The 21274-nt window shown below is 50.8% G+C and carries 25 protein-coding genes; 21 read left to right on the forward strand and 4 right to left on the reverse strand.

What is annotated here, in order from left to right; translation table 11 throughout:
• Positions 1 to 36: 36 nt before the first annotated feature.
• Together A3848_RS20760 and A3848_RS20765 are read right to left on the reverse strand one after the other, a co-directional pair.
• Positions 37 to 678, reverse strand: a complete 642-nt coding sequence (locus tag A3848_RS20760) for a GTP pyrophosphokinase (RefSeq protein ID WP_244169740.1) — start codon at positions 676 to 678, stop codon at positions 37 to 39.
• A 293-nt stretch (positions 679 to 971) separates the two neighbouring features.
• The gene (locus tag A3848_RS20765; protein ID WP_256702496.1) at positions 972 to 1364 is read right to left on the reverse strand and encodes a hypothetical protein; all 393 of its coding nucleotides are present in this window, start codon (positions 1362 to 1364) and stop codon (positions 972 to 974) included.
• A gap of 214 nt (positions 1365 to 1578) precedes the next feature.
• On the opposite strand from A3848_RS20765, the gene A3848_RS20770 reads away from it, so the two are divergent.
• The 4 genes from A3848_RS20770 to A3848_RS20785 are packed head-to-tail and all read left to right on the forward strand — an operon-like array spanning position 1579 to position 4245.
• The gene (locus A3848_RS20770; RefSeq protein ID WP_074086889.1) at positions 1579 to 2355 is read left to right on the forward strand and encodes a zinc ribbon domain-containing protein; all 777 of its coding nucleotides are present in this window, start codon (positions 1579 to 1581) and stop codon (positions 2353 to 2355) included.
• A 33-nt stretch (positions 2356 to 2388) separates the two neighbouring features.
• Complete coding sequence (locus tag A3848_RS20775) at positions 2389 to 3249, forward strand: TrmB family transcriptional regulator (RefSeq protein ID WP_074086753.1); 861 nt, start codon at positions 2389 to 2391, stop codon at positions 3247 to 3249.
• Positions 3250 to 3291: 42 nt separating this feature from the next.
• A complete protein-coding gene (locus A3848_RS20780; RefSeq protein ID WP_074086754.1) occupies positions 3292 to 3597 on the forward strand; it encodes a hypothetical protein in 306 nt (101 codons plus the stop codon).
• Positions 3598 to 3651: 54 nt separating this feature from the next.
• Positions 3652 to 4245 (forward strand): xanthine phosphoribosyltransferase, encoded by a 594-nt coding sequence (locus A3848_RS20785; RefSeq protein WP_074086755.1) that lies wholly within the window; start codon positions 3652 to 3654, stop codon positions 4243 to 4245.
• 208 nt (positions 4246 to 4453) lie between these two features.
• Here A3848_RS20785 and A3848_RS20790 read toward each other — a convergent pair whose 3' ends face one another.
• Positions 4454 to 5404, reverse strand: a complete 951-nt coding sequence (locus A3848_RS20790) for a diacylglycerol/lipid kinase family protein (protein WP_074086756.1) — start codon at positions 5402 to 5404, stop codon at positions 4454 to 4456.
• 130 nt (positions 5405 to 5534) lie between these two features.
• Positions 5535 to 5873 (reverse strand): DUF4870 domain-containing protein, encoded by a 339-nt coding sequence (locus tag A3848_RS20795; RefSeq protein WP_074086757.1) that lies wholly within the window; start codon positions 5871 to 5873, stop codon positions 5535 to 5537.
• A 656-nt stretch (positions 5874 to 6529) separates the two neighbouring features.
• On the opposite strand from A3848_RS20795, the gene A3848_RS20800 reads away from it, so the two are divergent.
• From A3848_RS20800 to A3848_RS20885, 17 genes are all read left to right on the forward strand, one after another.
• Entirely contained in the window at positions 6530 to 6718 is a 189-nt protein-coding gene (locus A3848_RS20800; RefSeq protein ID WP_019913840.1) for a hypothetical protein, read from the forward strand.
• 405 nt (positions 6719 to 7123) lie between these two features.
• The gene (gene coxB, locus A3848_RS20805; protein WP_074086758.1) at positions 7124 to 8173 is read left to right on the forward strand and encodes a cytochrome c oxidase subunit II; all 1050 of its coding nucleotides are present in this window, start codon (positions 7124 to 7126) and stop codon (positions 8171 to 8173) included.
• A 128-nt stretch (positions 8174 to 8301) separates the two neighbouring features.
• A complete protein-coding gene (gene ctaD / locus A3848_RS20810) occupies positions 8302 to 10140 on the forward strand; it encodes a cytochrome c oxidase subunit I (RefSeq protein WP_074086890.1) in 1839 nt (612 codons plus the stop codon).
• A gap of 6 nt (positions 10141 to 10146) precedes the next feature.
• Positions 10147 to 10770: a cytochrome (ubi)quinol oxidase subunit III gene (locus A3848_RS20815; protein ID WP_074086759.1), complete on the forward strand. Its 624-nt coding sequence runs from the start codon at positions 10147 to 10149 to the stop codon at positions 10768 to 10770.
• 2 nt (positions 10771 to 10772) lie between these two features.
• Positions 10773 to 11099: a cytochrome C oxidase subunit IV family protein gene (locus A3848_RS20820; protein ID WP_074086760.1), complete on the forward strand. Its 327-nt coding sequence runs from the start codon at positions 10773 to 10775 to the stop codon at positions 11097 to 11099.
• 583 nt (positions 11100 to 11682) lie between these two features.
• Entirely contained in the window at positions 11683 to 12609 is a 927-nt protein-coding gene (gene ctaG, locus A3848_RS20825) for a cytochrome c oxidase assembly factor CtaG (RefSeq protein ID WP_074086761.1), read from the forward strand.
• Between the two features lie 26 nt (positions 12610 to 12635).
• Complete coding sequence (locus A3848_RS20830) at positions 12636 to 13103, forward strand: DUF420 domain-containing protein (protein WP_074086762.1); 468 nt, start codon at positions 12636 to 12638, stop codon at positions 13101 to 13103.
• A gap of 261 nt (positions 13104 to 13364) precedes the next feature.
• On the forward strand, positions 13365 to 14093 hold the full coding sequence (locus A3848_RS20835; protein WP_143192436.1) for a hypothetical protein: 729 nt from the start codon (positions 13365 to 13367) through the stop codon (positions 14091 to 14093).
• Positions 14094 to 14153: 60 nt separating this feature from the next.
• Positions 14154 to 14549: a GntR family transcriptional regulator gene (locus A3848_RS20840; RefSeq protein WP_074086764.1), complete on the forward strand. Its 396-nt coding sequence runs from the start codon at positions 14154 to 14156 to the stop codon at positions 14547 to 14549.
• 16 nt (positions 14550 to 14565) lie between these two features.
• Positions 14566 to 15498, forward strand: a complete 933-nt coding sequence (locus tag A3848_RS20845; protein WP_074086765.1) for an ABC transporter ATP-binding protein — start codon at positions 14566 to 14568, stop codon at positions 15496 to 15498.
• A 4-nt stretch (positions 15499 to 15502) separates the two neighbouring features.
• A complete protein-coding gene (locus tag A3848_RS20850) occupies positions 15503 to 16405 on the forward strand; it encodes an ABC transporter ATP-binding protein (protein ID WP_074086766.1) in 903 nt (300 codons plus the stop codon).
• On the forward strand, positions 16398 to 17702 hold the full coding sequence (locus tag A3848_RS20855; RefSeq protein WP_074086767.1) for an ABC transporter permease: 1305 nt from the start codon (positions 16398 to 16400) through the stop codon (positions 17700 to 17702). Before A3848_RS20850 ends, A3848_RS20855 begins: the two co-directional genes overlap by 8 nt.
• Positions 17703 to 18217: 515 nt before the next feature.
• Positions 18218 to 18490, forward strand: a complete 273-nt coding sequence (locus tag A3848_RS33325; RefSeq protein ID WP_074086769.1) for an RHS repeat-associated core domain-containing protein — start codon at positions 18218 to 18220, stop codon at positions 18488 to 18490.
• A gap of 26 nt (positions 18491 to 18516) precedes the next feature.
• Positions 18517 to 19263 carry a polymorphic toxin-type HINT domain-containing protein gene (locus A3848_RS31405; RefSeq protein WP_178382043.1) on the forward strand — a complete coding sequence of 249 codons (747 nt, stop codon included), beginning with the start codon at positions 18517 to 18519 and terminating at the stop codon, positions 19261 to 19263.
• Between the two features lie 16 nt (positions 19264 to 19279).
• The gene (locus tag A3848_RS20875; RefSeq protein ID WP_074086770.1) at positions 19280 to 19828 is read left to right on the forward strand and encodes a CPCC family cysteine-rich protein; all 549 of its coding nucleotides are present in this window, start codon (positions 19280 to 19282) and stop codon (positions 19826 to 19828) included.
• 246 nt (positions 19829 to 20074) lie between these two features.
• Complete coding sequence (locus A3848_RS20880) at positions 20075 to 20422, forward strand: DUF7674 family protein (RefSeq protein WP_074086771.1); 348 nt, start codon at positions 20075 to 20077, stop codon at positions 20420 to 20422.
• A 365-nt stretch (positions 20423 to 20787) separates the two neighbouring features.
• Positions 20788 to 21000, forward strand: coding sequence for a hypothetical protein (locus tag A3848_RS20885; RefSeq protein ID WP_074086772.1), 213 nt, complete (start codon positions 20788 to 20790; stop codon positions 20998 to 21000).
• Positions 21001 to 21274: the final 274 nt, after the last annotated feature.

The raw sequence follows: 21274 nt of genomic DNA on the forward strand, positions 1-21274 counted from the left end.
TTTAGATGATATAAGTCCTAATTTTGTTCAGGGGTCTTATTTCGTGGAGGGACCTTCCGCCAGCTCCAGAATCTCCCGGCGGAGGCGGAGCATTTTCTGGTCCAGTTCATCGGCGGCGCGTGCCGCTTCCTTCAATTCCTCTGCGACATGGGGAGGGAGCTGCTTGTCGAATTTATAATATAGAATATGCTCCATGCTGGCCCAGAAATCCATTGCAAGCGTGCGCAGCTGAATTTCGGCCTTCACCCAGCGGGTTCCCTCCAGCAGCACCAGCGGCATGGCTACAATGAGATGCAGACTTTGATAGCCGTTGGGTTTGGGGTGGGCAATATAATCCTTGATCTCCAGCACCCGCATGTCTTCGCGTGCACACAGATGGTCGACCAGACGGTAGATATCCTTTACAAAGGCGCAGACGATCCGCATGCCTGCGATATCATGAATGTGCTGCTCCATATTGTCCAGTGTGAATTCATGCCCTTTGCGTTCCATCTTCTGCAGAATGCTCTTGGGCTCCTTGATCCGGCACTTGACATGCTCAATCGGACTGAAACCGTCGCGCACCTGCCATTCCGTCTTGATGATATCAATCTTATTCTCAAGCTCATTCAGTGCATGGCGGTAGAGCGCCGGCAGCGCTTTGAAGCTTTCCATCTGCTTGGCGAAGTCTTCGCTCATTTGCCACTTCTGCAAATCCTTGACATGTACCTGCAACTGATTCAGCGTAACCTGTGTACTATCGTTTTCTTCCACTGAGACTCTCCCGGTATTCATGATTTGTGACTGGTTCATAATTATATTTTAACCCATGTAGAGCCCTGGAAGCAAAAAAATAAGACCCGGTCCCTCTGGATGAATGCCGGGGAGTCCGGGTCCTGAAATGGAAGAAAAGCAGCTCGCGGCCAGTTTTGCAGAAACATTTTGACGTCCGCCGCGTATTAGCACACATAAAGTTTCGGGCAGGCGCGTAGTTATTTGTTGGTAGGCGAGCCCCCATCATAGCCTGTGTCCTCGTAGCCGGTGTTGGCAAGCTTCGGCAGAACATTCAGCTGTTCGATTGTCTGACGGGTCTCCGGGGTGCCATGGCGGTGGAGATACTGAAATACCCGGAGGGTCTGATCGTCGAACTGGTTAATGGCCTCATCGTGGTCTGCGGACTTGTAGGGCACAAACGCACGCCGGAAGGCATACTCGTCCTCCCTAGCCAAATCCTTGAGGATATCCTGAAGCCCTGTCAGCTCTTCAGCGGTAAGCAGGACCTCATACTCACCCGAGTCATTGCGCACATCCTGAATGAGGCCATGACTTACGGACACGAAATAGCGTTTCTTGTCATCGCCATGCAAGTGTAATCCCTCCATCATTCGATGTTTCTCGCTAAAACAGGTACTGTCCTTTGTAGGACGGAGAAGCCGTTTTCACGTAGTATTATACACAGAATGACAAATAATGAATCTGGCCGGGACATTTGGTATGATAGAAGCACAATTCCGCTTCTGCAAGGAGCGTAAAGGGTTAACTACACTATACGAGGCTGCGATCAGCCCGGTTCTCACTCTGGAGAAGGAGGAACTTACAATGAATTTTTTGCAACGGATCAAGGACGGTGCCAGCCGGGTGAGCGAAAAAGCGCAAAGCTCGGTGGAAATTGGCAAACTGAATGGTCAAATATCGGATATTGAGCGTGAGATGGAAATGGAATTTATGAAAATGGGAAAGCTTTTCTACGATGGCTTCCGTTTAAGGGATATGTCGGTGGCGGAAGGCAAAATGGTGGAACTCTCACGGGGCTGCTTCAAGTTTCAGGAGCAGATTGACGAGCTGCGCGCACGTATTGCCGAGCTGAAGAATGAACGTCTCTGCGCCTGCGGGCGTGTGGTCGCTCTGGATGCTAATTTCTGCCCGCACTGCGGACGCAAGCTGGAGGGCATCTCCCCGAGAAAAGAAGCGGCGGCAGTGAGCGTACATACCGTTCATGAACACGAAGAGGAAGAGGATGAATACTACGGCGAGGACGAATTAACCGAAGCCGAAAAAGAACTCGCGATGAGACATGAGAATCGTGCCGTGTACACCGAGGTGCTTCCTGAAGAGGAAGAATTGCCTTTGGAGAATTATGCCGGAAATGCCCAGCATGAGGAGCGCAGCCGCCGCGAGGCCGATGAACTGGAGCGTGAACGCGAGCGGCAGCTTGAGCTGGACCGGCGGATCCGGGACTGGAAGGCCAGTGAACCGGAGGAAGCGGCTGTCAGTGAGGGCAGCGGTGTGCGCGACATCGTGAAATGCCAGATCTGCCGGGCTGATCTGCCCAAGGGCTCCATGTGGTGCCCGCGCTGCGGTTCAGAGCAACTATAGACAGAGTCAGAGACAGCTTAGGGGGACACATAGATGGAACAGTTGCTGCTGCATCTGCGCAATTTGGGCTTCACGGAGATGGAGTCCAAAATCATGATCGAGCTGGCCACCAAAGGCCAGGCTTCGGGCTACGAGGTCGCCAAACAGCTCGGAGTATCCAGATCCAACGTATATGCGGCGCTGCAGCGCCTGACTCAGCAAGGATATGTAAGATGCGGTGAAGGGGAACCGGCGCGTTACAGCGTGCTGGACCCGGAGGAGCTGGCGACAATGATTTCCGGCCGGGTACAGGCATCGCTGGCTTATATGGAAAGTGAAATGCCCCGCGGCGGGCCGGTAAGCCCGTCCTTTTATAATGTCGAGGGTGACCGCAACGTAATGGGGGCGCTGATCCGCCAGCTGAATCTCGCCCGGCAGGAGATCGTGGTTGACGTATGGCGCGAGGAGGCTTCGCTGCTGCGCAGCGAGCTGGAGCAGGCGGAACTGCGCGGAGTGAAGCTGCTGTGGGCTTTTGACGGCGGCAATTCCGTTCCCGCACCCTATCCGGCCTGGCCGCCACTTGGCGGTAAGCTGGCTAGAAGCGGGGGGCGCAAGTTTTCTTTTGTCATCGATAGGAACTGGTGTATGCTGGGCATGCGTTATGAAGATGGAACCGCACAGGCGGTGGTCACGGAGCATCCAGTGCTGGTGGAGCTCTTGCTGAACCACTTTACACAGGAAATGGTGCTTTTTGAACTGGAAGAAGACATGGGAACTGAACTGACCAGGCGTTACGGTGAGCGCTACAGCCGGATTTTCGGTAAATATGTGCTGCATGACCCGTCTGGGGAAGAAGTGGAGAGAACCGGAGAGCAGGTTGCAGGGGAGATGCGGTCCGAAGATTCTCCCGATTAGTGAGCGCTGCGGAGCCGATATTAGCTTAGGGAGGTGAAAAGCATGGAGTGTATCGTCCATTTTGAGGTGAATCATACCGAAGGTGTGAAGCCGCTGCGCGGTCTGCTGTTTCTGGACGAGGGACAGATTCCTGGAGAGAAAGAGCTGGTTGATATGTTCAAGGATATGAAGTTTGATGTACGGCTGGATGACCGTGAGAAGCTGATCTTTAAGCCTGTAAATCCCGGGGAAACCTACTCGGAGATTCGCATCACTAGCTTTGATAATGGAAAGACAGACGGTAAAGAGGATCATAATCTGAAGTCGATCGTCGGTAACCTGCTGCCACAGAAGCCTAACGGTCTGTAAGTAAGGTGCGAGTAAGGAACATGGGTCCATGGGATGGGAGAAGGAGGGGCACAGATGAAGTTGTTGAGACAAAAGGTTATAAGTGAAGGAATTGTTCTCGGACAGGGCGTGCTCAAGGTGGATTCTTTTCTGAATCACCAGATGGACCCGTTTCTGATGCGTGAGGTTGGCCGTGAGTTTACCCGCCGTTTCGCGGGGGAAGAAGTGACGAAGGTGCTGACCATCGAATCCTCCGGGATTGCGCCAGGCATCATGACCGCGCTGGAGCTTGAGGTTCCACTGATTTTTGCCCGCAAGCAGAAGTCCCTGACCCTGACGGAAGATATATTCGTAGAAAAAGTATATTCGTTCACGAAAAAAGAAAGCAATGAAATTACGGTTTCCAAAAAGTTCATTGCTCCCGGCGAGCGGGTACTGATCGTAGATGATTTCCTGGCCAACGGCGAGGCAGCCTTCGGGCTGGCACGGATCGTTGAGCAGGCAGGCGGGACGGTGGCGGGAATCGGCATTGTGATCGAAAAAGCGTTTCAGCCCGGGAACAGGCTGCTTAAGGAAGCCGGCTACCGCGTGGAATCGCTCGTGCGCATTGCTTCGCTGGATGATGGCATCATCACCTTTGTGGAGGAGGACGCGGAGCTCTCTGACTGAGGTTCCGGTGGATAAACCGTCCATCGGCAGATCAGGATGTCCCTGTGCGGGGGCTTCGGACCCGTGGAATACTGTATGCATAGCCATAAAATCAAAACGAACCCTATCGCCACTTTGCAGTGGAGAAGGGTTCGTTTCTTTGTTAAGAGAGGGAAGCGGCGATTGTTGCGGCAGGTTCGGCCGGGATCTCGCCGTACAACGTACCCGCCTAGCCGCTCGCGGTGCAGGAGCGGGCTACTCCGTCAGCGCTCAGCGCAGCGGCTAGCGGCGAGAGCACGCGCAGCGCGCCCGGCTCACAGCGCACCGCCAGCGGCGCTGTGCCCAGGCTCTCGCCGTCGCCGATGGCCTGGCGCGGCTCAGCGAAGCGGACGGCTACGCTGTGTCCGCGCAGCATGGTCACGAAGGGCAGCGTGGTATGCTTGCCCTTCACGACCGTTGGGAACAGCCGCAGCAGTTGCCCGCGGCTGACCCCGTGCACGACGCAGACGTCGAGCAGGCCGTCATCGGCCTTCGCCTGCGGGCAGATCAGGAGCCCGCCGCCGTAGCTGGGCAGGTTGCAGATCGAGACAAGCCAAGCTGTCTCGAAGGCCTCCTCTTTCCCGTCGCAGGTCACGCTCACGCGGCAGGGCTTGAAGGTCATCAGCGTATGCAGAATGCCGATGAGGTAGGCCAGCTGTCCAGCCCTGATGGCGTTGCATAGCCGCTTGTAGCGGCTGTTGTTCACATTGACGGCCACCTGGGCGTCAAAGCCGCTGGCCACGGCGGTCAGCGTCAGGCCGTCCTCGCCTGACAGCACATCCGCTGTCAGGCAGCGGTCCTGCAGCGCGGCATCCAGCGCGGCCTCCGTGGCCAGCGGGATGCCGAAGCCCCGGGCCGTATCGTTGCCGGAGCCGGCGGGGATTACCGCCAGCGCCACGCCTCTGCGCCGCAGCGCGCCCAGCACGCTGTGGATCGTGCCGTCGCCGCCGATCACGATGGCGGCGCGCCAGTCCTCGCGGTGCGCGAGCGCATGCAGAACCTGGGACTCGGCGCTGTCCGCGCTTTGCGTGAACAGTGCTTCGTAAGCGGTTCCGCGAGCCTGGAGCATGGCTTCCACGGCATGCCAGGTCCGCTCACCTGCCCCTCCCCCGGAGCGGGGATTTATGATCAATAAATACATGAATGTTCCTCCAGCCTGCAGATTCCTGTATGTCCTGATTCCATTGTACGGAGGAGCGGAGCAAAAGGGAATCTTTTTAGCAAGGATCAGCAAAGACCCGCTGGCACCCAGGTAAGGAACCGGGGTGCCGTTATAGCTTGCGGAGCTGATTTTCTGCGATATCCCCTACCCAGGGCAGCCTATACCACCTTCCACCCAGTGCGTGGTAGATCATCAGCAGCCACACGGCGAACGAGCACAGTGAGATGAGGGCGGCGAAGAATGGACCCAGCAGCGGAATGAATCCGCACAGCACATGGATAATCATCAGCACGCCGAAGGCGATCAGCGACTGTAGTGCATGGAACAGCACGAAGCGGCTGCGTTTTTCAAGAGCGAGAAATACAATCCCGCCAATGAACGGGAAAAAGTAACAGAGGGCAGCAGCGATATGATCCGGTAATCCGGTGGAGGATTTGATAGGGGACAAGGGCTCACTCTCCTTGGGTGTGATGGAAGAAGGCAGATTGCCTATTCCTGCTTCCTTACAAGCCTATGAGAGGTTCGTATAAAGTATGTGGCTGCTAACGCCGCAAAGTTAATCCGATTGCCCCTAAAAACCGATGTAATTAGTAAGCACTCTGGTAATGGGCAGTGAACAAAGCGCATACATACGGCTGATATTTTTGCCAGGACTGGGCATTATATCAACATCAGCACCTGTGCAGCCCTCACTGAGAGTCCCTTCTGTTCACGGAGTGTTCACAACCCTAACCTGCATCGGAAGGTAAAATTCATAAAAAAATCCTTTCGCACATTTTACATGGAAAGGTGGAACTTGGACTGGAATATGATACAATATAACGATAAGGCCCGAAAGGAGTGATTCAGCAAGTGGCTCTTCGGGTAACTAAAGTGTCTAAGGGGTCCGATTTATCGGGATATCCTTATTCTCAGCCCAAATCACGACGAACCTGCTTCACCGGCGAGACGGAATTCCTTTATTGGAAGGATGGTATTGGCGGATAATGCAAGCCACGTATGTGTATGGTTTCTGAACTTGCATTCAAGGTTACGGCGAACTTTTCATCATGCATTCTCTACTATCGGAGCATTCATTTTCAATGTTTTGGGAGGGAACTGATCATGGCAAGTAAAGGTCATAACGAAGTCAAGGAAAGTCTGCGGGAAATGACACGAATTTTCCGGCCCAAAGATCCCAAGAAATTTGTGAAGGAGTACGTCCGTAAGTATCGGATTACGGGAGGCTATGAAGAAGAGCTGACCATGGTCGTGGAGCATGAGCTGGTGAGAATGAACTCATCCGTCTCTTGAACAACAGACAGTTGTACTAAGCATGCTGCTTCTTGAAAGACATCAATCTGAGTCATTACATCCATGAGGATTCTCATAAACCGTGCCCGGGCCGCTTGCTGCCGCAGGAAACGGTTTTTTTTGTATGCCCATTTAAATTGCGCATAACAAATCTTTTAAAATAGTCAAATGAATTAATAGACATAATTAGTTATGTATGCGCTTTATTCATTATAGCAGATATGAAGGTACTTTTGAAAGCGCTATTAAAGTCAATTAGGACAATACTTCCTGCTGGACAATGCAATATGTGAATTTGTTGTGAACGATTGACAAAACACCCCTTCAAACTTATATTAATAGTGATTGTTATAATTGACAGGATAATACTCTAATCTACGATATCGGGAAAAGCGGGGTAGATCAATGATGAAAACGTGGCAGGCTGGAAAGCGGCTTCTTCCCATGACCGCAGCGCTTGGACTCATTCTTGCCGGATGTGGGCGGGAGGACCTGTCGGTGCTTCGACCGCAGGGACCGGCGGCGGAAAGCTCGTTCGATCTGATGAAGCTGTCGATCACCATCATGATCGTAGTACTGCTGATCGTCTTCTCTATAGCAGCCTATGTGCTGATCCGTTTCCGCCGCAAACCGGATCAGAGCGAAATGCCTGAGCAGGTCGAGGGCAACTTCAAGCTCGAAGTGCTCTGGACGGTCATTCCATTGATTCTCGTAGTTGTGCTGGCCGTCCCTACGGTGAAAGCGGTGTTTGCCGCCGGGAATGATCATGCAAACGACAAAGATGCGATAAAGGTTAAAGTGACAGGGCACCAGTACTGGTGGGAATTCGAGTATACCGATTACGGAATAACCACAGCACAGGATCTGGTGATTCCCGCCGGGAAAGATATCGCTTTTGAGCTTAGCACGAAGGATGTATTACATTCCTTCTGGGTACCCTCCCTCTCTGGCAAAATGGACACCAACCCCGAAGGATCAACAAACCGTTTCAGCTTCAGTGCACCAAATGAAGGCGTTTACCGGGGCAAATGTGCAGAGCTGTGCGGTCCTTCCCATGGCTTCATGGAGTTTAAGGTGAAATCAGTCAGCGAAGCGGCGTTTGAAAAATGGGTGAATTCCATGAAAGCTCCAGCGGTGCTGCCGGAGGACCCGGCGCTTGCCAAAACGTTCAAGTCCCAGTGTCTGACCTGCCATGCGGTAGGGGAAATGCCTGACATGTCGAGTGCCCCGAACCTGACCGGGATTGGCTCCCGGGAGTCGGTGGCCGGAATCTTGCTGAATGATGATACAGGGGCGGATGGCGCTCCGGTGCTGGAGAATCTCAAGACCTGGCTGCATGATACCAAGGGCGTTAAGCCTGGCAACAAGATGCCTGACCCTAAGAAGGATATGGGACTGAGTGATGAAGAGATCGACGGAATTGCGGAGTATTTGGCCGGCTATACGCTGGACTAGAGCTTACAACCTGCAATGGAAGCAGCATATCTGAAAAGGGGGTACGAACCTTGGCTCAAGCAGCGCAGTCCCTGAATCCATCACCACCTTTGAGGCATGGCCACAGCGTAAAGCGTCATACCGGACTGATGGACTGGATTACTACCGTCGATCATAAAAAGATAGCGATTCTTTACCTGTGGGCTGGAGGCTTGTTTTTTGGCATCGGCGGGCTTGAGGCCATTCTGATCCGTATCCAGCTCATCAAGCCGATGAATACATTTCTGGATGCCCAGACGTTCAATGAACTGATCACGATGCATGGTACAACCATGATTTTCCTGGGCGTCATGCCAGTGATTTTTGCGCTGATGAACGCGGTGATTCCGCTGCAGATCGGGGCCCGCGATGTGGCCTTTCCTTTTCTGAATTCGCTGGGCTTCTGGACCTTCCTGTTTGGCGGCATCCTGCTCAATCTCAGCTGGATCATGGGCGGTGCGCCTGATGCGGGATGGACCGCGTACACCCCATTATCCACTATCCAGTACAGTGGAACGCATGGGGTTGATTTCTACACTATCGGGCTGCAGATTGCCGGTCTCGGGACCCTGATTGGCGGCATTAACTTTCTGGCAACCATCATTACGATGCGCGCACCGGGGATGTCCTTCATGCGGATGCCGATGTTCGTCTGGGCCAGCTTCATCACGTCCGCGATTATCCTGTTTGCTTTCCCGGCTATTACAGTAGGGCTAGTGCTGCTTACGTTCGACCGGATTCTCGGAGCCAATTTCTTCGAAACCTCGTCAGGCGGCAACCCGGTGCTCTGGCAGCATATCTTCTGGATCTTCGGTCATCCCGAAGTGTATATTCTGATTCTTCCTGCATTCGGCATCATTTCGGAGGTTATCCCGACTTTTGCCCGGAAGCGGCTGTTCGGTTACAGCTCCATGGTTTTTGCCACGATTCTGATCGCCTTTCTGGGCTTCATGGTCTGGGCGCATCACATGTTCACGACAGGCCTTGGTCCGGTAGCGAACGCGCTGTTCTCGGTATCGACGATGCTGATTGCCGTGCCGACCGGGATCAAGATCTTCAACTGGCTGTTTACGATGTGGGGCGGGCAAGTTCGTTTTACGAGTCCTAATCTGTTCGCAGTCGGTTTCATTCCCACCTTCACGATGGGCGGCGTAACCGGGGTCATGCTGGCCTCTGCGCCTGCGGATTTCCAGTTCCATGATACGTACTTTGTCGTTGCACATTTCCATTACGTCATTGTTGGCGGTCTGGTATCCGGACTGTTCGCAGGACTGCACTATTGGTGGCCGAAGATGTTCGGCCGGATGCTGAGCGAACGCTTAGGCAAATGGACTTTCTGGACCTTCATTATTGGATTCCATCTCACCTTCTTCGTGCAGCATTTCCTGGGACTTATGGGGATGCAGCGCCGGGTATTCACGTATTTGCCGAATCAGCAGTTTGACCTGCTTAATCTGGTCAGTACGATAGGCGCGGGACTGATGGGTGTGGGAATGCTTATTTTCCTCACGAATATCTTCCTCACTTCCAGAAAACCGGCAGACGCGGCAGACGATCCCTGGGGAGACGGCCGCACGCTGGAGTGGACGATTTCCTCGCCGCCGCCGGAATACAATTTCAAACAGACGCCGCTGGTGCGGGGCCTGGATGCCTTCTGGAAGGAAAAAACCTCCGGTCATACCGCTATGACGCCTGCTGAGCCGGTCGGTCCAATTCATATGCCATCGGCGACGATCCTGCCGTTCCTGATGTCGGTCGGCATCTTTATTGCCGGATTTGGCTTCATGTTCAGCCGGGATGACTTCGGGAATGCGTTCATGAGCTTTATGTTCAATAACTATCTGGTTACGGCCATAGGGCTGCTGATCACCTTTGGATCGATGCTGGTACGGTCGCTCTATGATGATCACGGCTGGCATATCGAGCCTGAAGAGCTGGAAGGAAGGTGAGCGGACATGACAACAGCACATGCTGAGGCGGCAGGCACGCTTCCGCACGAACCGGAAAAGGCAACCCTGGAAGGAAGGAATAAGGTGCTGGCCTTCTGGCTGTTCCTAGGCGGAGAGTCGGTGCTGTTCGGCACATTGTTTGCCACATTCCTGGCTCTGCGCAATCAGACTAATGAGGGTCCGTCGGCGAATGAACTGTTCCACCTGCCGCTGGTGGCGGCTGCAACCTTCCTTCTGCTGGTGAGCAGTCTGACCAGTGTGTTTGCCATCCAGGCCATGCACCGCAATAAGCCGGCGCTGCTGCGCAATTGGCTGCTGATTACAGTCTTTCTGGGACTTGGCTTCCTAGGCCTGGAAATCTACGAATTCAGCGAATATATAAGGCATGAAAAGTTCGGCATGACGACAAGCGCCTTCAGCTCCGCATTTTATACTCTGGTTGGTTTCCATGGTGCCCACGTGGCTTTTGGCATCCTCTGGATTTCCGTGTTGATCGGACAACTGGCGCGCAAAGGGCTTACCGTCATAACCGCACCCAAAATTTATGTGTCCGCCATGTACTGGCATTTCATAGATGTGGTGTGGGTCTTTATCTTTACCGTCGTATACCTGCTCGGAAAGGTGGGGTAACCATGGCGACAGAACAGCATTCCCCTTCGGATGGTGCAGTGAAGCACCGTCACCGGCAGGAAGGGCCGCAGCGGCATATCGTGGTGTTTGTCCTCTCTGTTGTCCTGACGCTGATCGCCTTTGCGGCTGTTGCCGCCGGGGGGGTCAACGCCACATTTGCTGTGATCCTGCTGCTGGTGATGGCTGTGTTTCAGGTCATCCTGCAGATGGGCTTTTGGATGCATCTCAAGGATAAAGGGCACTTGCTGCCGATTATATTCATGCTGGGCGGCTTTTTTATTGCCGGAACCTGCATCGTGATGGCGCTGTACTGGGTATGGTGGGATTAATGAGACAGGGCGGCGATGCCGCCTTTTTTGCTATAAGAAGAGCGGACGCTGCTGAATGAGAACTAAGGGTGAGTATGGAGGCTCAGTGAGGAGGTTAGAGCGGCGAGGGTTACTTCAGTAACTAATTTGCTGGTGGTAAAAGGAGTTAGCGGGAGCGAGATGAAATAAACATAATTCTCGTTACTGGGGCTGGAATTGGGTTTAGTTGGAAAAAGTAGAGTTAATTCTCCCGTTTAGGGGTGAAACCGACTATTAGTGGGAGAAAGTAAACTTAATTTGGCTGAAAACTGCGAAGGAGTATGGTTTTAACCGAATTAGTTGTCCAAATTCCACTTAGCAGTGTCAACAACGGGTTTGCATTCGGATTAGTTGTACACATTCCACTTTGCAAACGCAGACGTGGGGAAGGTAGGCGTACCGCCTCGGTCCTCACCACACCGGGTAGCGTACCGCCTGAGGTTCCGCCCTCTAGGGTAGTGACCGAATCAGGCTCAGTGAGTCTCAGGCCTTTCATCCGGTCAGCGCATCAACTGCGCTTCCAACCTTTGTCCCATCAAATATCCTGTACGAGGAGGCCTGAAACATGCCGGGATTATCCTTTTTCAGCTTTGCCGAGCTGTGGAATCCGCTGTTTCTTGCGGTCATGCTGCTTTTGTCAGCCGGCTACTTTGTAGGGATAGGTCCGCTTGCCGGGCGCTTTCCGGGTTCATCTACAGTTCCGCTATGGCGGCGGCTCTCGTTCATCTTTGGTATGTTGGCGCTGTATCTGGCCCAGGGTGGACCGCTCAGCCTGCTGGGGCATATTTTGTTCTCTTTTCACATGGTGAGCATGGCTTTCTCTTATCTGGTGGCGGTACCGTTGATCATGCTGGGCATTCCGGATTGGGCCTGGAGAGCTCTGCTGAAGGCAGTTCCTCTTCCGCTGCGGCGGTTATCCTTTCTGGCTCAGCCCGTGTTGGCGGCGCTGCTGTTCAACGGACTATTTTCGCTCTATCATATCCCCGTGATTCATGATTATGTCATGCTGCATTTTACGGTGCACCGGATTTACTATGCGGTACTCTTCCTGACCTCCGCACTCATGTGGTGGAATCTGATCAATCCGCTGCCGGAGCTGCGGAGCTTAAGCGGACTGGGCCAGATCGGGTTTATCTTTCTGAACATGGTACTGCTGACCCCGGCTTGCGGACTGATCATATTTGCGGGAGCGCCGTTATATGCCACTTATAGTGATCCGCAGACCTGGGCGCGGGCGATGGGGTACTGTGTGTCCGGGAGTCCAGCAGCGCTGCTGCAGGCTTTTGGCGGTCCGGCCTTCTTCGGCTGGCTGTCGCCTAAGGTGGATCAGCAGGTGGGCGGGATCGCCATGAAGTTCATTCAGGAATTTATTTTTGCCTCGATGCTTGCTTATGTGTTCTATCATTGGTATAAAAAAGAGAACGGGCAAGACGATGCGGAAGTCTCCGCGCCCTCTTCCGAGCTGGAAGAGCATGTTTTGACCCGGGTATAGCAGGTAGAGCACCGAGGAGGATAATCATGGATATTTTTACAGTGTTTCCGACGATCAGCACATCTTTCATCGTGATCAGTGCGGTGCTGGTAGCTATTGGCTGGAGACAAATTATTAAAGGTAAACGCGAAGCGCACAAGAAGACGATGATTGCCGCCGCTGTCGCTGCTGTACTGTTTTTCATCGTATATATGTCAAGAACGGTGTTTGTAGGCAATACTTCGTGGGGTGGTCCGAATAGTCTGTCGCTGTTGTACCACATTTTTCTGATTTTTCATATTGTGCTGGCAACGGTGGCAGCCGTATTTGGAATTACCACGCTTACTCTCGGCTTCAAGGCTCAGTATGCCAAGCACCGGAAATGGGGCAGAGTGACCGCAGTGATCTGGTTCATTACAGCCATTACAGGAGTAGCGGTATATGTGCTGCTGTACATATTTTATCCTGGCGGACATACGAAGCCTGTATGGGATGCCATTTGGGGTTTTAATTGAAGTAAGAATCGGCCTGTACCGCTGCATCCTTCATAGGAATGCAGGGTACAGGCCTTTTTGATGTGGTTCACCGCCTTTATGAACGGAAGGTAGCAAATCTTGTTCAAATTCGGAAGCAGACAGTTTATAACTTTGGGTTGACACTGGAAAATGAAGGACATATACTGTGTATATAGATATACACAGTAAGCACACAGGAAGCACACTCAGATGATAATTGATGCACACCATGTTACTGAACATAAAGTGAGGTTAAAGTTGATGACAACGATAAGAGATGCCTTGATTATTGTCCGGGGGGACTTTCGGGCCGATAAACTGAAGCTGTTGTGGGCACTGGCCTTCGCCATTGTTTTTATGGGCTATATTTCCATATTTAGCGGAATGATTCTGGATGATGTACTGGAGTCGGGGGACGGGAAGGTGCTGGCAGATATCCTGCTGCTGTCAATGACGCCGATGCTTGGCGTCACTTTCTCCAGGCGTACGATGAAGTATTTAAGTGAGGATTCGTATACCCGGATGCTCGCTTATATGCGCAGTCTCCCGGTTCCGGTGGCTGTGATTCTGTGTAAGAGAAAGCTGCATACCCTCTTCTCCCTTTCTCTGAACGGGGTGCTCCTCTTCGGCCTTATTTATGCCATGAGCGGACAGATTCGAAGCGAGCTGACTATCCCTGCTTATCTCTCCTTTGCATTAATTTGGACGGGGTTCGCACTTGTGATGTCGGGGCTGTACACTTTCATTGAATTGCTGGTTAGCGGTAAAATATATTTCTGTCTTCTCCTGCTCATCGTGTTGCTGTGCATGGGTGCGGCCCTGCTGGTCTGGGAGTTCGGAGGGAATCTGTTCCTCTACAGCTTACATAATGCGAAGGAATGGGGCTTGGCCTCCCCGTTGATGTGGTCAACGCTGTTGCTGGGAACCGTATCCGTGCAGCTGTTTTCCAAATGGACCATCTATCGGCTGAAGAGCCGTGATCTCGTATAAGGGGACTGAAGGATAGGGAGGATCTCCGGGTGGCCGGAGCGTGGAAAGCGGGTGTGAATCATGTGGATACCGATACAAATTAACGAGAATAGCGCTGAGCCGCTGTACCACCAGATCGAAACCCAGCTCAAATCGCTGATTATCAGCGGAACCATCACCGAGGGTACACTTCTGCCGTCGATCCGGGAATTTGCCGGTGACCTGAAATGCAGCGTAATCACTGTGCGCCGTGTCTATCAAGATCTGGAGGCCGAGGGTCTGCTGCGTACCAGACAGGGTACAGGTACGTTTGTCTCCCATGTGGGTGAAGGGGCGATGGAGGGATACAAGAAGGAGGCCATCCGCAAGGCGCTGGAAAGTGCAGTGGATGTCGGCTTGTCCGTACAATGCTCTGAAGCGGAGCTGATGGAGCTGTTTCGGGAAATTGTGCAGCACAAATATGGATCACAGGAATGAAAGGTGGGGGCTTTCAATGGTACAGCAGGCCATAGAGCTGCGTAATGTGAGCAAGAAGCGACGGCGGGGCAAGACGATAGGACCGCTTAATCTGAATCTCCCGCAAGGCTATATTACCGCACTGGTGGGCCAGAATGGGTCCGGCAAAAGCACACTGCTGCACATGCTTCTGCAGCTGACATTTCCCGACGAGGGAGAGATCCGCTGGCTAGGGCAGCTTTATCCGGACGGGTTGCCGCTGTCGCTTCGCCAGCGTATAGCCTACGTGCCAGAAACCTCAGAAGTGGAAGAGAAGTTCTGGAGTGCCGGAGAGGCTGCTGAATTCCGCCGACACTGGTATCCGGATTGGGACCAGGAATATTTCGAGGAACTGCTGGCGAAATTTGAAGTGCCGCAAGGTGCGAAGCTGGGGAAGATGTCCAAGGGAGAGCGCCGTAAGTTCGAGATTGCTGCCGCTCTGGCACCCCGCCCACAGCTGCTCCTGCTGGATGAACCCTCCTCGGGGCTGGACCCTTTCGCCTGGAAGGCTATGGTTGAGACGCTGCGCAAATATATGGATGCTACCGGTGCTACCGTGGTGATCTCCACCCACATTATTGAAGAAGTGCGGCGGCTCGCAGATTATATCGTGCTGATGCATCAAGGGAGCCTGCTCGGAATGGCCGAAAAGGATAGTCTGTTCGGCTCCTGGAGCGAGCTTTGGGTCCAGGTGGAGAATGAAGAGGAGCTGAGGGAGCTTGCAGGGGAGTTGCCGGGAGCATTGCATTTTGATATGCAGACACCGGGTGTGGCTTCACTCATTACCCCGCAAGCTCAGCAAAATGAGAAACGCATGCAGAATTTAGGCGTAAAGGTTATTAAGAGCCGGATGCTCGAGCTGGATGAGATTTTAAGCTTATGGACACAGGGGCATCGCCCGATTCTGATTGACCAGGAGAGAGGGGATTAGAAGAATGGAAGCTTTGAAGCTGGAACAGGTAGTGAAGCAGTATGGAGAGAAGACCGCAGTAAACGGAATCAGCCTGAAGGTGGAGCAAGGTGAGATTTATGGACTGCTCGGAGCCAACGGCGCCGGCAAAACAACGACGATGCGCATGGTGCTTGGACTGATCTATCCCGATGAGGGAAAGATCCTCTATAATGGCAAAACGTTCAGTGATGAGCTGCAGCATCTGATGGGATACCTCCCGGAGGAACGCGGGCTGTACCCGAAGGTTAAGGTTAGTGATCAGATTATCTATCTGGCCCGGCTGCGCGGTATGTCGGCCAGTGATGCGGACAAGAGCCTCCGCTTCTGGCTGGACCGCTTCGACGTTCCGGATTATTACAATAAGAAGATTGAAGAGCTGTCGAAGGGCAATCAGCAAAAAATGGGCTTCATCGCCGCAGTTGTCCACAAACCGCAAATTCTGGTCCTTGACGAGGCTTTCAGCGGCCTGGATCCTGTCAACGTGGAACTGCTTAAGGATACTGTAAGGGAGTTGCGTGACCAGGGTACAAGCATTCTGTTCTCCACCCACCGGATGGAGCATGTGGAAGAGCTGTGCCGCAATATCACAATTCTCGACCGTTCCAATACAGTAGTGCAAGGGGATATTCGTGAGATCAAAAAGGGTTACCCCCGCGAAGAAGTTGTGCTGCGGACGGTGGGCGAAGTAAGCGGACTGGATCTGATTCCTGGTGTTAGCGCGGTGCAAAAGCAGGAGCGGGGCTATGTACTCTCCATCAGCGAGATCGGTGCAGCACAGCGTATTCTCCAGCATGCAATGGCGGTAAGTGAAATTGAGCATTTTGAAATCAAGGAACCAACCTTGAACCAAATCTTTATCAGAGCGGTGGGTGAATCTCATGAATAAGATGGGGACAATTATCAGCTTTACCTTTAAAAACAAAGTGAGAACCAAATCCTTCATGATTACAACATTAATTCTGGTGCTGCTGCTGAGCATCGGGATGAACGTGCCATACCTCATCAAAGTGTTTCAAGGTGATAATGGAGCGAAGAATACACAGATCGGTGTAGTGGCTGAACAGGGGAACCGTGCCGCTGAGCTCCTGCTGGCGTATGCGCCGCCTGCAGCTCCAAAAGCTGATGCGGATAAAGATACGGACACAGTGGCTTTCAAGGCCTTTGCTTCGGCAGATGATGCTGCCCTGAAGCAGGGATTGGATGACGGTAAAATCGAAGGCTACCTTACCTTTGATGCCAAAGGCACGGAAGGCGTCCCTCCAGTAACCTACCACAGTAAGGACGGAGAACTGGATGGAGATTTGCAGACTTACCTTCAGACTGCCCTGCAACAGATCAATACAAAGCTGATCGTAGGTGATAAGCTGACTCAAGCACAGGTAGCGGCGATGTTCGCGCCGGTGTCTATCGGAACCCAGCAGCTCAGTACGGATGGAACGGACAGCGGAGCAGCAGATAAATCAAAGCCAGCTATCAATTATGTTATCGTCTATGTGCTTCTGATCCTCTTCTTCATGTCGATTACCATGACCGGGAATATGATTTCGGCAGAAGTCACCTCGGAGAAAAGCTCCCGTATCATGGAGATTCTGATTACCAGTGCTTCACCGCTAACGCAAATGTTCGGCAAGGTGATCGGGATCTTCTTGGTCGGCTTGATGCAGATTGCCGTTATCTCGGCAAGTATCGCCATCAATCTGATGCTTCCGCATAACGCCAGCATATTGTCTGATTTTGACCTGGATCTTGGACAATTAAATTACGGTATTCTCATATACGGACTAATCCTTTATGTGCTGGGCTTCTTCCTGTATGCTCTGATGTATGCTGCTGTAGGCTCCATTGTGAGCCGCACGGAGGATCTGGGCCAGGCTGTGATGCCGGTAATGATGTGTACCTTTGTGGCCTTCTACATTCCGTTGTTCAGCATCTCAGCTCCTAATACCATGCTTATCAAGGTGGCAAGCTTTGTACCCATCACTTCACCGCTCAGCATGCTGCTGCGCATCGGTATAGGGGACGTTGCCTTTTGGGAGATTGCTGTATCACTCATCATCTTGCTCGCAACCACATTTGGACTGGGCTGGCTCGCCGCCAAGATCTATCGCACAGGTGTGCTGATGTACGGCAAACGCCCAAGCATCAAGGAGATCAGAAAAGCGATGAAGGCTTACAAGATTTAAGCGGAATAAGCGCAGTCATTGAGAACAAGTAGCAGTATTTGTTAAAAACCTTGAAGGGCCTAGGCCTTTTGAGGTTTTTTTGCGTTAAGGTATTCAAAATGTAATAAAAAATTAAAATATGGGATTTTTGGAAAAAATAACAACGTAATGGAAAGACAGTTCAATACGATTATGACGGGGATAAAATTATTGCTGAGGCAAATGTTGTAAATGGCATCCCGCAAGAGGTGGCCAGCTACATTCGTGGACAGAGATTGGAAGCCATTTCGTACAATGATGGTACCAAGGCATACCCTCTATACAATGGTCACGGCGATATTGTCGAGGTGAGAGATGCTCAGGGCGAGATTTTAAATCGCTATGATTACGATATGTGGGGCAATATCACTCTGAAAGAGGAGAAGGTTCATAACCCGTTCCGGTACTCTGGAGAGTTATGGGACGATACCACGGGCTTACAATAACTCCGGGCCAGATGGTATGATCCAAATGTAGGACGATTTATAAATGAGGATATGTATGAAGGGCAGATAATAAATCCGCTGAGTTTGATTTTGTATACTTATGTTGGTAATAATCCTATGATCCGTTTTGATCCTAGCGGAAATTCTTGGATGAGTGATCAGTCGAATGCATTTGTTATTCAAATGAAATCGGTCCATTCATCATGGGAAAGCGCGCTGAGCTATTGGACATTCGGCTTCACAGATCCATTCTTCACTTCAGCTCGGGTAGCAATGAATACGAAAGAGTATTGGTACGCTCAAGCACAAGATCGGCTGCTGTAGTGGAGAAGAACGAAGTAAGCTCGGTAGTGAGATTAGCCAAAAATGCATGTAATTGTTTTACTGGCGATACGAAAGTGCAGACAGGCGAAGGGGAGAAGAATATCGAAGACATTGAAGTCGGAGATAAGGTTCTTTCCAAGGATGAAACGACTGGCGAGGTAGCTTACAAAGAGGTTACGGCAGCGTTCAACCACGAGACGGATGAGATTTACAACATCTATGTGGGCGGTCAGACGATTGAATCGACCTTTAACCATCCATTCCATGTGAAGGATAAGGGTTGGACGTTCGTTAAAGACCTTAAAGTCGGTGACTTGCTTGTTCAAAGCGATGGGGATACACTCAAAGTTGATAGCATTGAAGTTGAACACAGGCAAGCAACGGTTTATAACTTGAGGGTTGATGGCTTCCATACTTATTTTGTTAGTGACCTTGGGATTTGGGTGCATAACACCAATTGTGCCTCTATAAACTGGAAAGGGTTTAGTAGTGGTAAATTACAGCCGCATTATGAGAAGCATGGGCATGAATTTGGGAACATAACTCAAAATGAGTACTTGAAGCTAGCTAAAGACTTCGCCGCTGAAACTAGTGATTCTTTCAAAGAACAGGTTGTTGGTAATTTCATTGTTAAATATGATTCTTCAACAAGGCGCGTACTTGTGGGTCATATAAAAGACCGACAGATTAGAACGTTTTATAAGGATGACGGGCGATCTGCTGATCCGTTCCAAGCCGCAGTTGATCTCGCAAAATCACTTGGTGGCGGCTAATAAGTGAGGTGAGAAAATGAATCGATATGAAGCAATAAATATTATCTTAAATTCAACAGTTGCAGATATGTCTAAGGATAAACGGGAAGAAATCCTAATTGATTGGTGGGGGATTGACCAAGACAATCCCGAATTTGATAGATTGCCGGAAACGTTACAATCAGAAATACTCGGTTTTGATGAACCTCAACTAGATGCTATGAATGAAGTTTACAATGCATTGATATCTGTAGCTTTAAGGAAAAAGTATCTTGGAGTCAGAAATGAGTATATATCAAAAAGCGTTTCAGAAATCCTGCAATCTTTCCATGAGGTTGAGGGTTCTCAAGAAGAACTTTATAGTTGTCCGTGTTGTGAATTTAAGACCCTTCCAACGAAGGGAGAATACGATATCTGCCCAGTTTGCTTTTGGGAGGATGATGGGAACAGAGAACTAAGTTACTTTAGTTCACCTAACCATATGACGCTTGCTCAAGCACGTGAGAATTTTGTTGAATTTGGTGGTGTGAAACAATCCTCGCTAAAATATCTTGAATCGGATAGATTTGAGAAGTTCAGTAAATAAAAGGTGGTTGTTCTGGGCCTTGAGGGATAAAACCTTCAAGGCCTTTCACTTACCCCCACCCAGTGCCGAATGAATCGGGCGGCTAAGACAAGATGAACTTATCGCTCACTGGATAGGATTATAGCAGAGCACTACAAAAATTACTTAACGGCGGAAATCTAAGTGCACAAGATAAGGTGGCGGCACAAGCAATTTATGATGATATGCAGAAGGCATTATTAGGAAAGTAGTAAGAGGTGAAAACAGTTGGAGTATGAAAACTTAATCGAACGTTTATTGGCTGACGTACCACAAATTAGACCACATTATGAAGAAGAGATTGAATGGCTTGAAGAGGATTTACCCCATGTTATTTTTGGTATGGTGGTCACTCCATTTATAATCAAGTCTATTGAAACTCAAAAAGAAATAAGTAATCTCTATAGCTTCCTTGAAGAGATGGCTGTAGCTGATGATAAGGTTCACGAAGTATTGGTTGTATCAGTTCTAGAATCATTAATAACTGATAGAGATATTATCGATACAGCCAAATCTCATATGGGTAAATTAACGAAAACACTATGTGAGACAACAGAAACAGCATACGGATATTAATGTTATAGGCCTTGAGGGGCGATACCCCTCAAGGTCTTTCTTATACCCCCACCCAGTGCCGAATGAATTGGGCGGCTAAGAAGAAATGCTCACTATCCCCGTATGAGATTTTCTCAAGACCCCTGTACGCACAATTCCTTTCAGTGCTTGTATTTATTCCTCTATAATTTACCAAGACCCTTGGGAGCAATCATCAAGGTCTTGATTGATCGGACCCAATGCCCAATGAATCGGTGGCTGACAAACTTACAAAGTTTTGAAAAACATACCGTATAGAAAACACCAGTCTCCGGCATTCGTTATCTGTTCATCTGGCGGAATCATGCCGTATGGTGTACCTTAGTAAGTAAGGAGTGGTAATGTTGATGAAAAAAAGACAAACGCCCTTGATGGTAGCGGCTTCGATCCTGTTGATTATCCTCAGCAGCCTGATTGATTCAGAAGGTTCAACCTGGCTGGGTGCGCTACAGACGTTATTACTGGGTATCGGATTATTAGGGTGCTGCATGGCATTCTTGAGATTCGCCAAGGGCGGCAAAGGCACAAAAGACAAGAATAGCAAAAAAGGCAAAAAATAATAAAAACGGAATAGAAGCCGAGGCTGGTTGCCACGGCTTTTTTGCGGCTTAAGAAATTATTTAAGTCTAAAACTATGGATAACTCCGATTGAAAAGTGAGAGGGATAAACGGAAGAAATGAAGTGATTCAATAGATGGTAAAGCCAGAGGGAGCAATAAGAAGTGGGTGTCATTACCGTGATTCATAGGGTTGGCCGTGATTTGAAGTTTAACCCGCTTAAGTACCTTTGAATTGAGCGCAGGCAGGGAAATTGGCGGAATGAGAGGTAGAAAA

It is taken from the genome of Paenibacillus sp. P32E (assembly GCF_001909085.1).
GTDB classification, from domain to species: Bacteria; Bacillota; Bacilli; order Paenibacillales; family Paenibacillaceae; genus Paenibacillus_AQ; species Paenibacillus_AQ helianthi.

Excerpts from the sequence above, each read along its gene's own strand:
- ctaG (WP_074086761.1), top strand. The coding sequence starts at position 11,683 with ATGCCGGGATTATCCTTTTTCAGCTTTGCCGAGCTGTGGAATCCGCTG.
- A3848_RS20820 (WP_074086760.1), top strand. The coding sequence starts at position 10,773 with ATGGCGACAGAACAGCATTCCCCTTCGGATGGTGCAGTGAAGCACCGT.
- A3848_RS20815 (WP_074086759.1), top strand. The coding sequence starts at position 10,147 with ATGACAACAGCACATGCTGAGGCGGCAGGCACGCTTCCGCACGAACCG.
- A3848_RS20760 (WP_244169740.1), bottom strand. The coding sequence starts at position 678 with ATGAGCGAAGACTTCGCCAAGCAGATGGAAAGCTTCAAAGCGCTGCCG.
- A3848_RS20830 (WP_074086762.1), top strand. The coding sequence starts at position 12,636 with ATGGATATTTTTACAGTGTTTCCGACGATCAGCACATCTTTCATCGTG.
- A3848_RS20780 (WP_074086754.1), top strand. The coding sequence starts at position 3,292 with ATGGAGTGTATCGTCCATTTTGAGGTGAATCATACCGAAGGTGTGAAG.
- A3848_RS20885 (WP_074086772.1), top strand. The coding sequence starts at position 20,788 with ATGAAAAAAAGACAAACGCCCTTGATGGTAGCGGCTTCGATCCTGTTG.
- A3848_RS20855 (WP_074086767.1), top strand. The coding sequence starts at position 16,398 with ATGAATAAGATGGGGACAATTATCAGCTTTACCTTTAAAAACAAAGTG.
- A3848_RS20845 (WP_074086765.1), top strand. The coding sequence starts at position 14,566 with ATGGTACAGCAGGCCATAGAGCTGCGTAATGTGAGCAAGAAGCGACGG.
- A3848_RS20850 (WP_074086766.1), top strand. The coding sequence starts at position 15,503 with ATGGAAGCTTTGAAGCTGGAACAGGTAGTGAAGCAGTATGGAGAGAAG.
- ctaD (WP_074086890.1), top strand. The coding sequence starts at position 8,302 with ATGGACTGGATTACTACCGTCGATCATAAAAAGATAGCGATTCTTTAC.
- A3848_RS20840 (WP_074086764.1), top strand. The coding sequence starts at position 14,154 with ATGTGGATACCGATACAAATTAACGAGAATAGCGCTGAGCCGCTGTAC.
- coxB (WP_074086758.1), top strand. The coding sequence starts at position 7,124 with ATGATGAAAACGTGGCAGGCTGGAAAGCGGCTTCTTCCCATGACCGCA.
- A3848_RS20800 (WP_019913840.1), top strand. The coding sequence starts at position 6,530 with ATGGCAAGTAAAGGTCATAACGAAGTCAAGGAAAGTCTGCGGGAAATG.
- A3848_RS33325 (WP_074086769.1), top strand. The coding sequence starts at position 18,218 with ATGTATGAAGGGCAGATAATAAATCCGCTGAGTTTGATTTTGTATACT.
- A3848_RS20785 (WP_074086755.1), top strand. The coding sequence starts at position 3,652 with ATGAAGTTGTTGAGACAAAAGGTTATAAGTGAAGGAATTGTTCTCGGA.
- A3848_RS20765 (WP_256702496.1), bottom strand. The coding sequence starts at position 1,364 with ATGATGGAGGGATTACACTTGCATGGCGATGACAAGAAACGCTATTTC.
- A3848_RS20775 (WP_074086753.1), top strand. The coding sequence starts at position 2,389 with ATGGAACAGTTGCTGCTGCATCTGCGCAATTTGGGCTTCACGGAGATG.
- A3848_RS20790 (WP_074086756.1), bottom strand. The coding sequence starts at position 5,404 with ATGTATTTATTGATCATAAATCCCCGCTCCGGGGGAGGGGCAGGTGAG.
- A3848_RS20835 (WP_143192436.1), top strand. The coding sequence starts at position 13,365 with ATGACAACGATAAGAGATGCCTTGATTATTGTCCGGGGGGACTTTCGG.
- A3848_RS20770 (WP_074086889.1), top strand. The coding sequence starts at position 1,579 with ATGAATTTTTTGCAACGGATCAAGGACGGTGCCAGCCGGGTGAGCGAA.
- A3848_RS20875 (WP_074086770.1), top strand. The coding sequence starts at position 19,280 with ATGAATCGATATGAAGCAATAAATATTATCTTAAATTCAACAGTTGCA.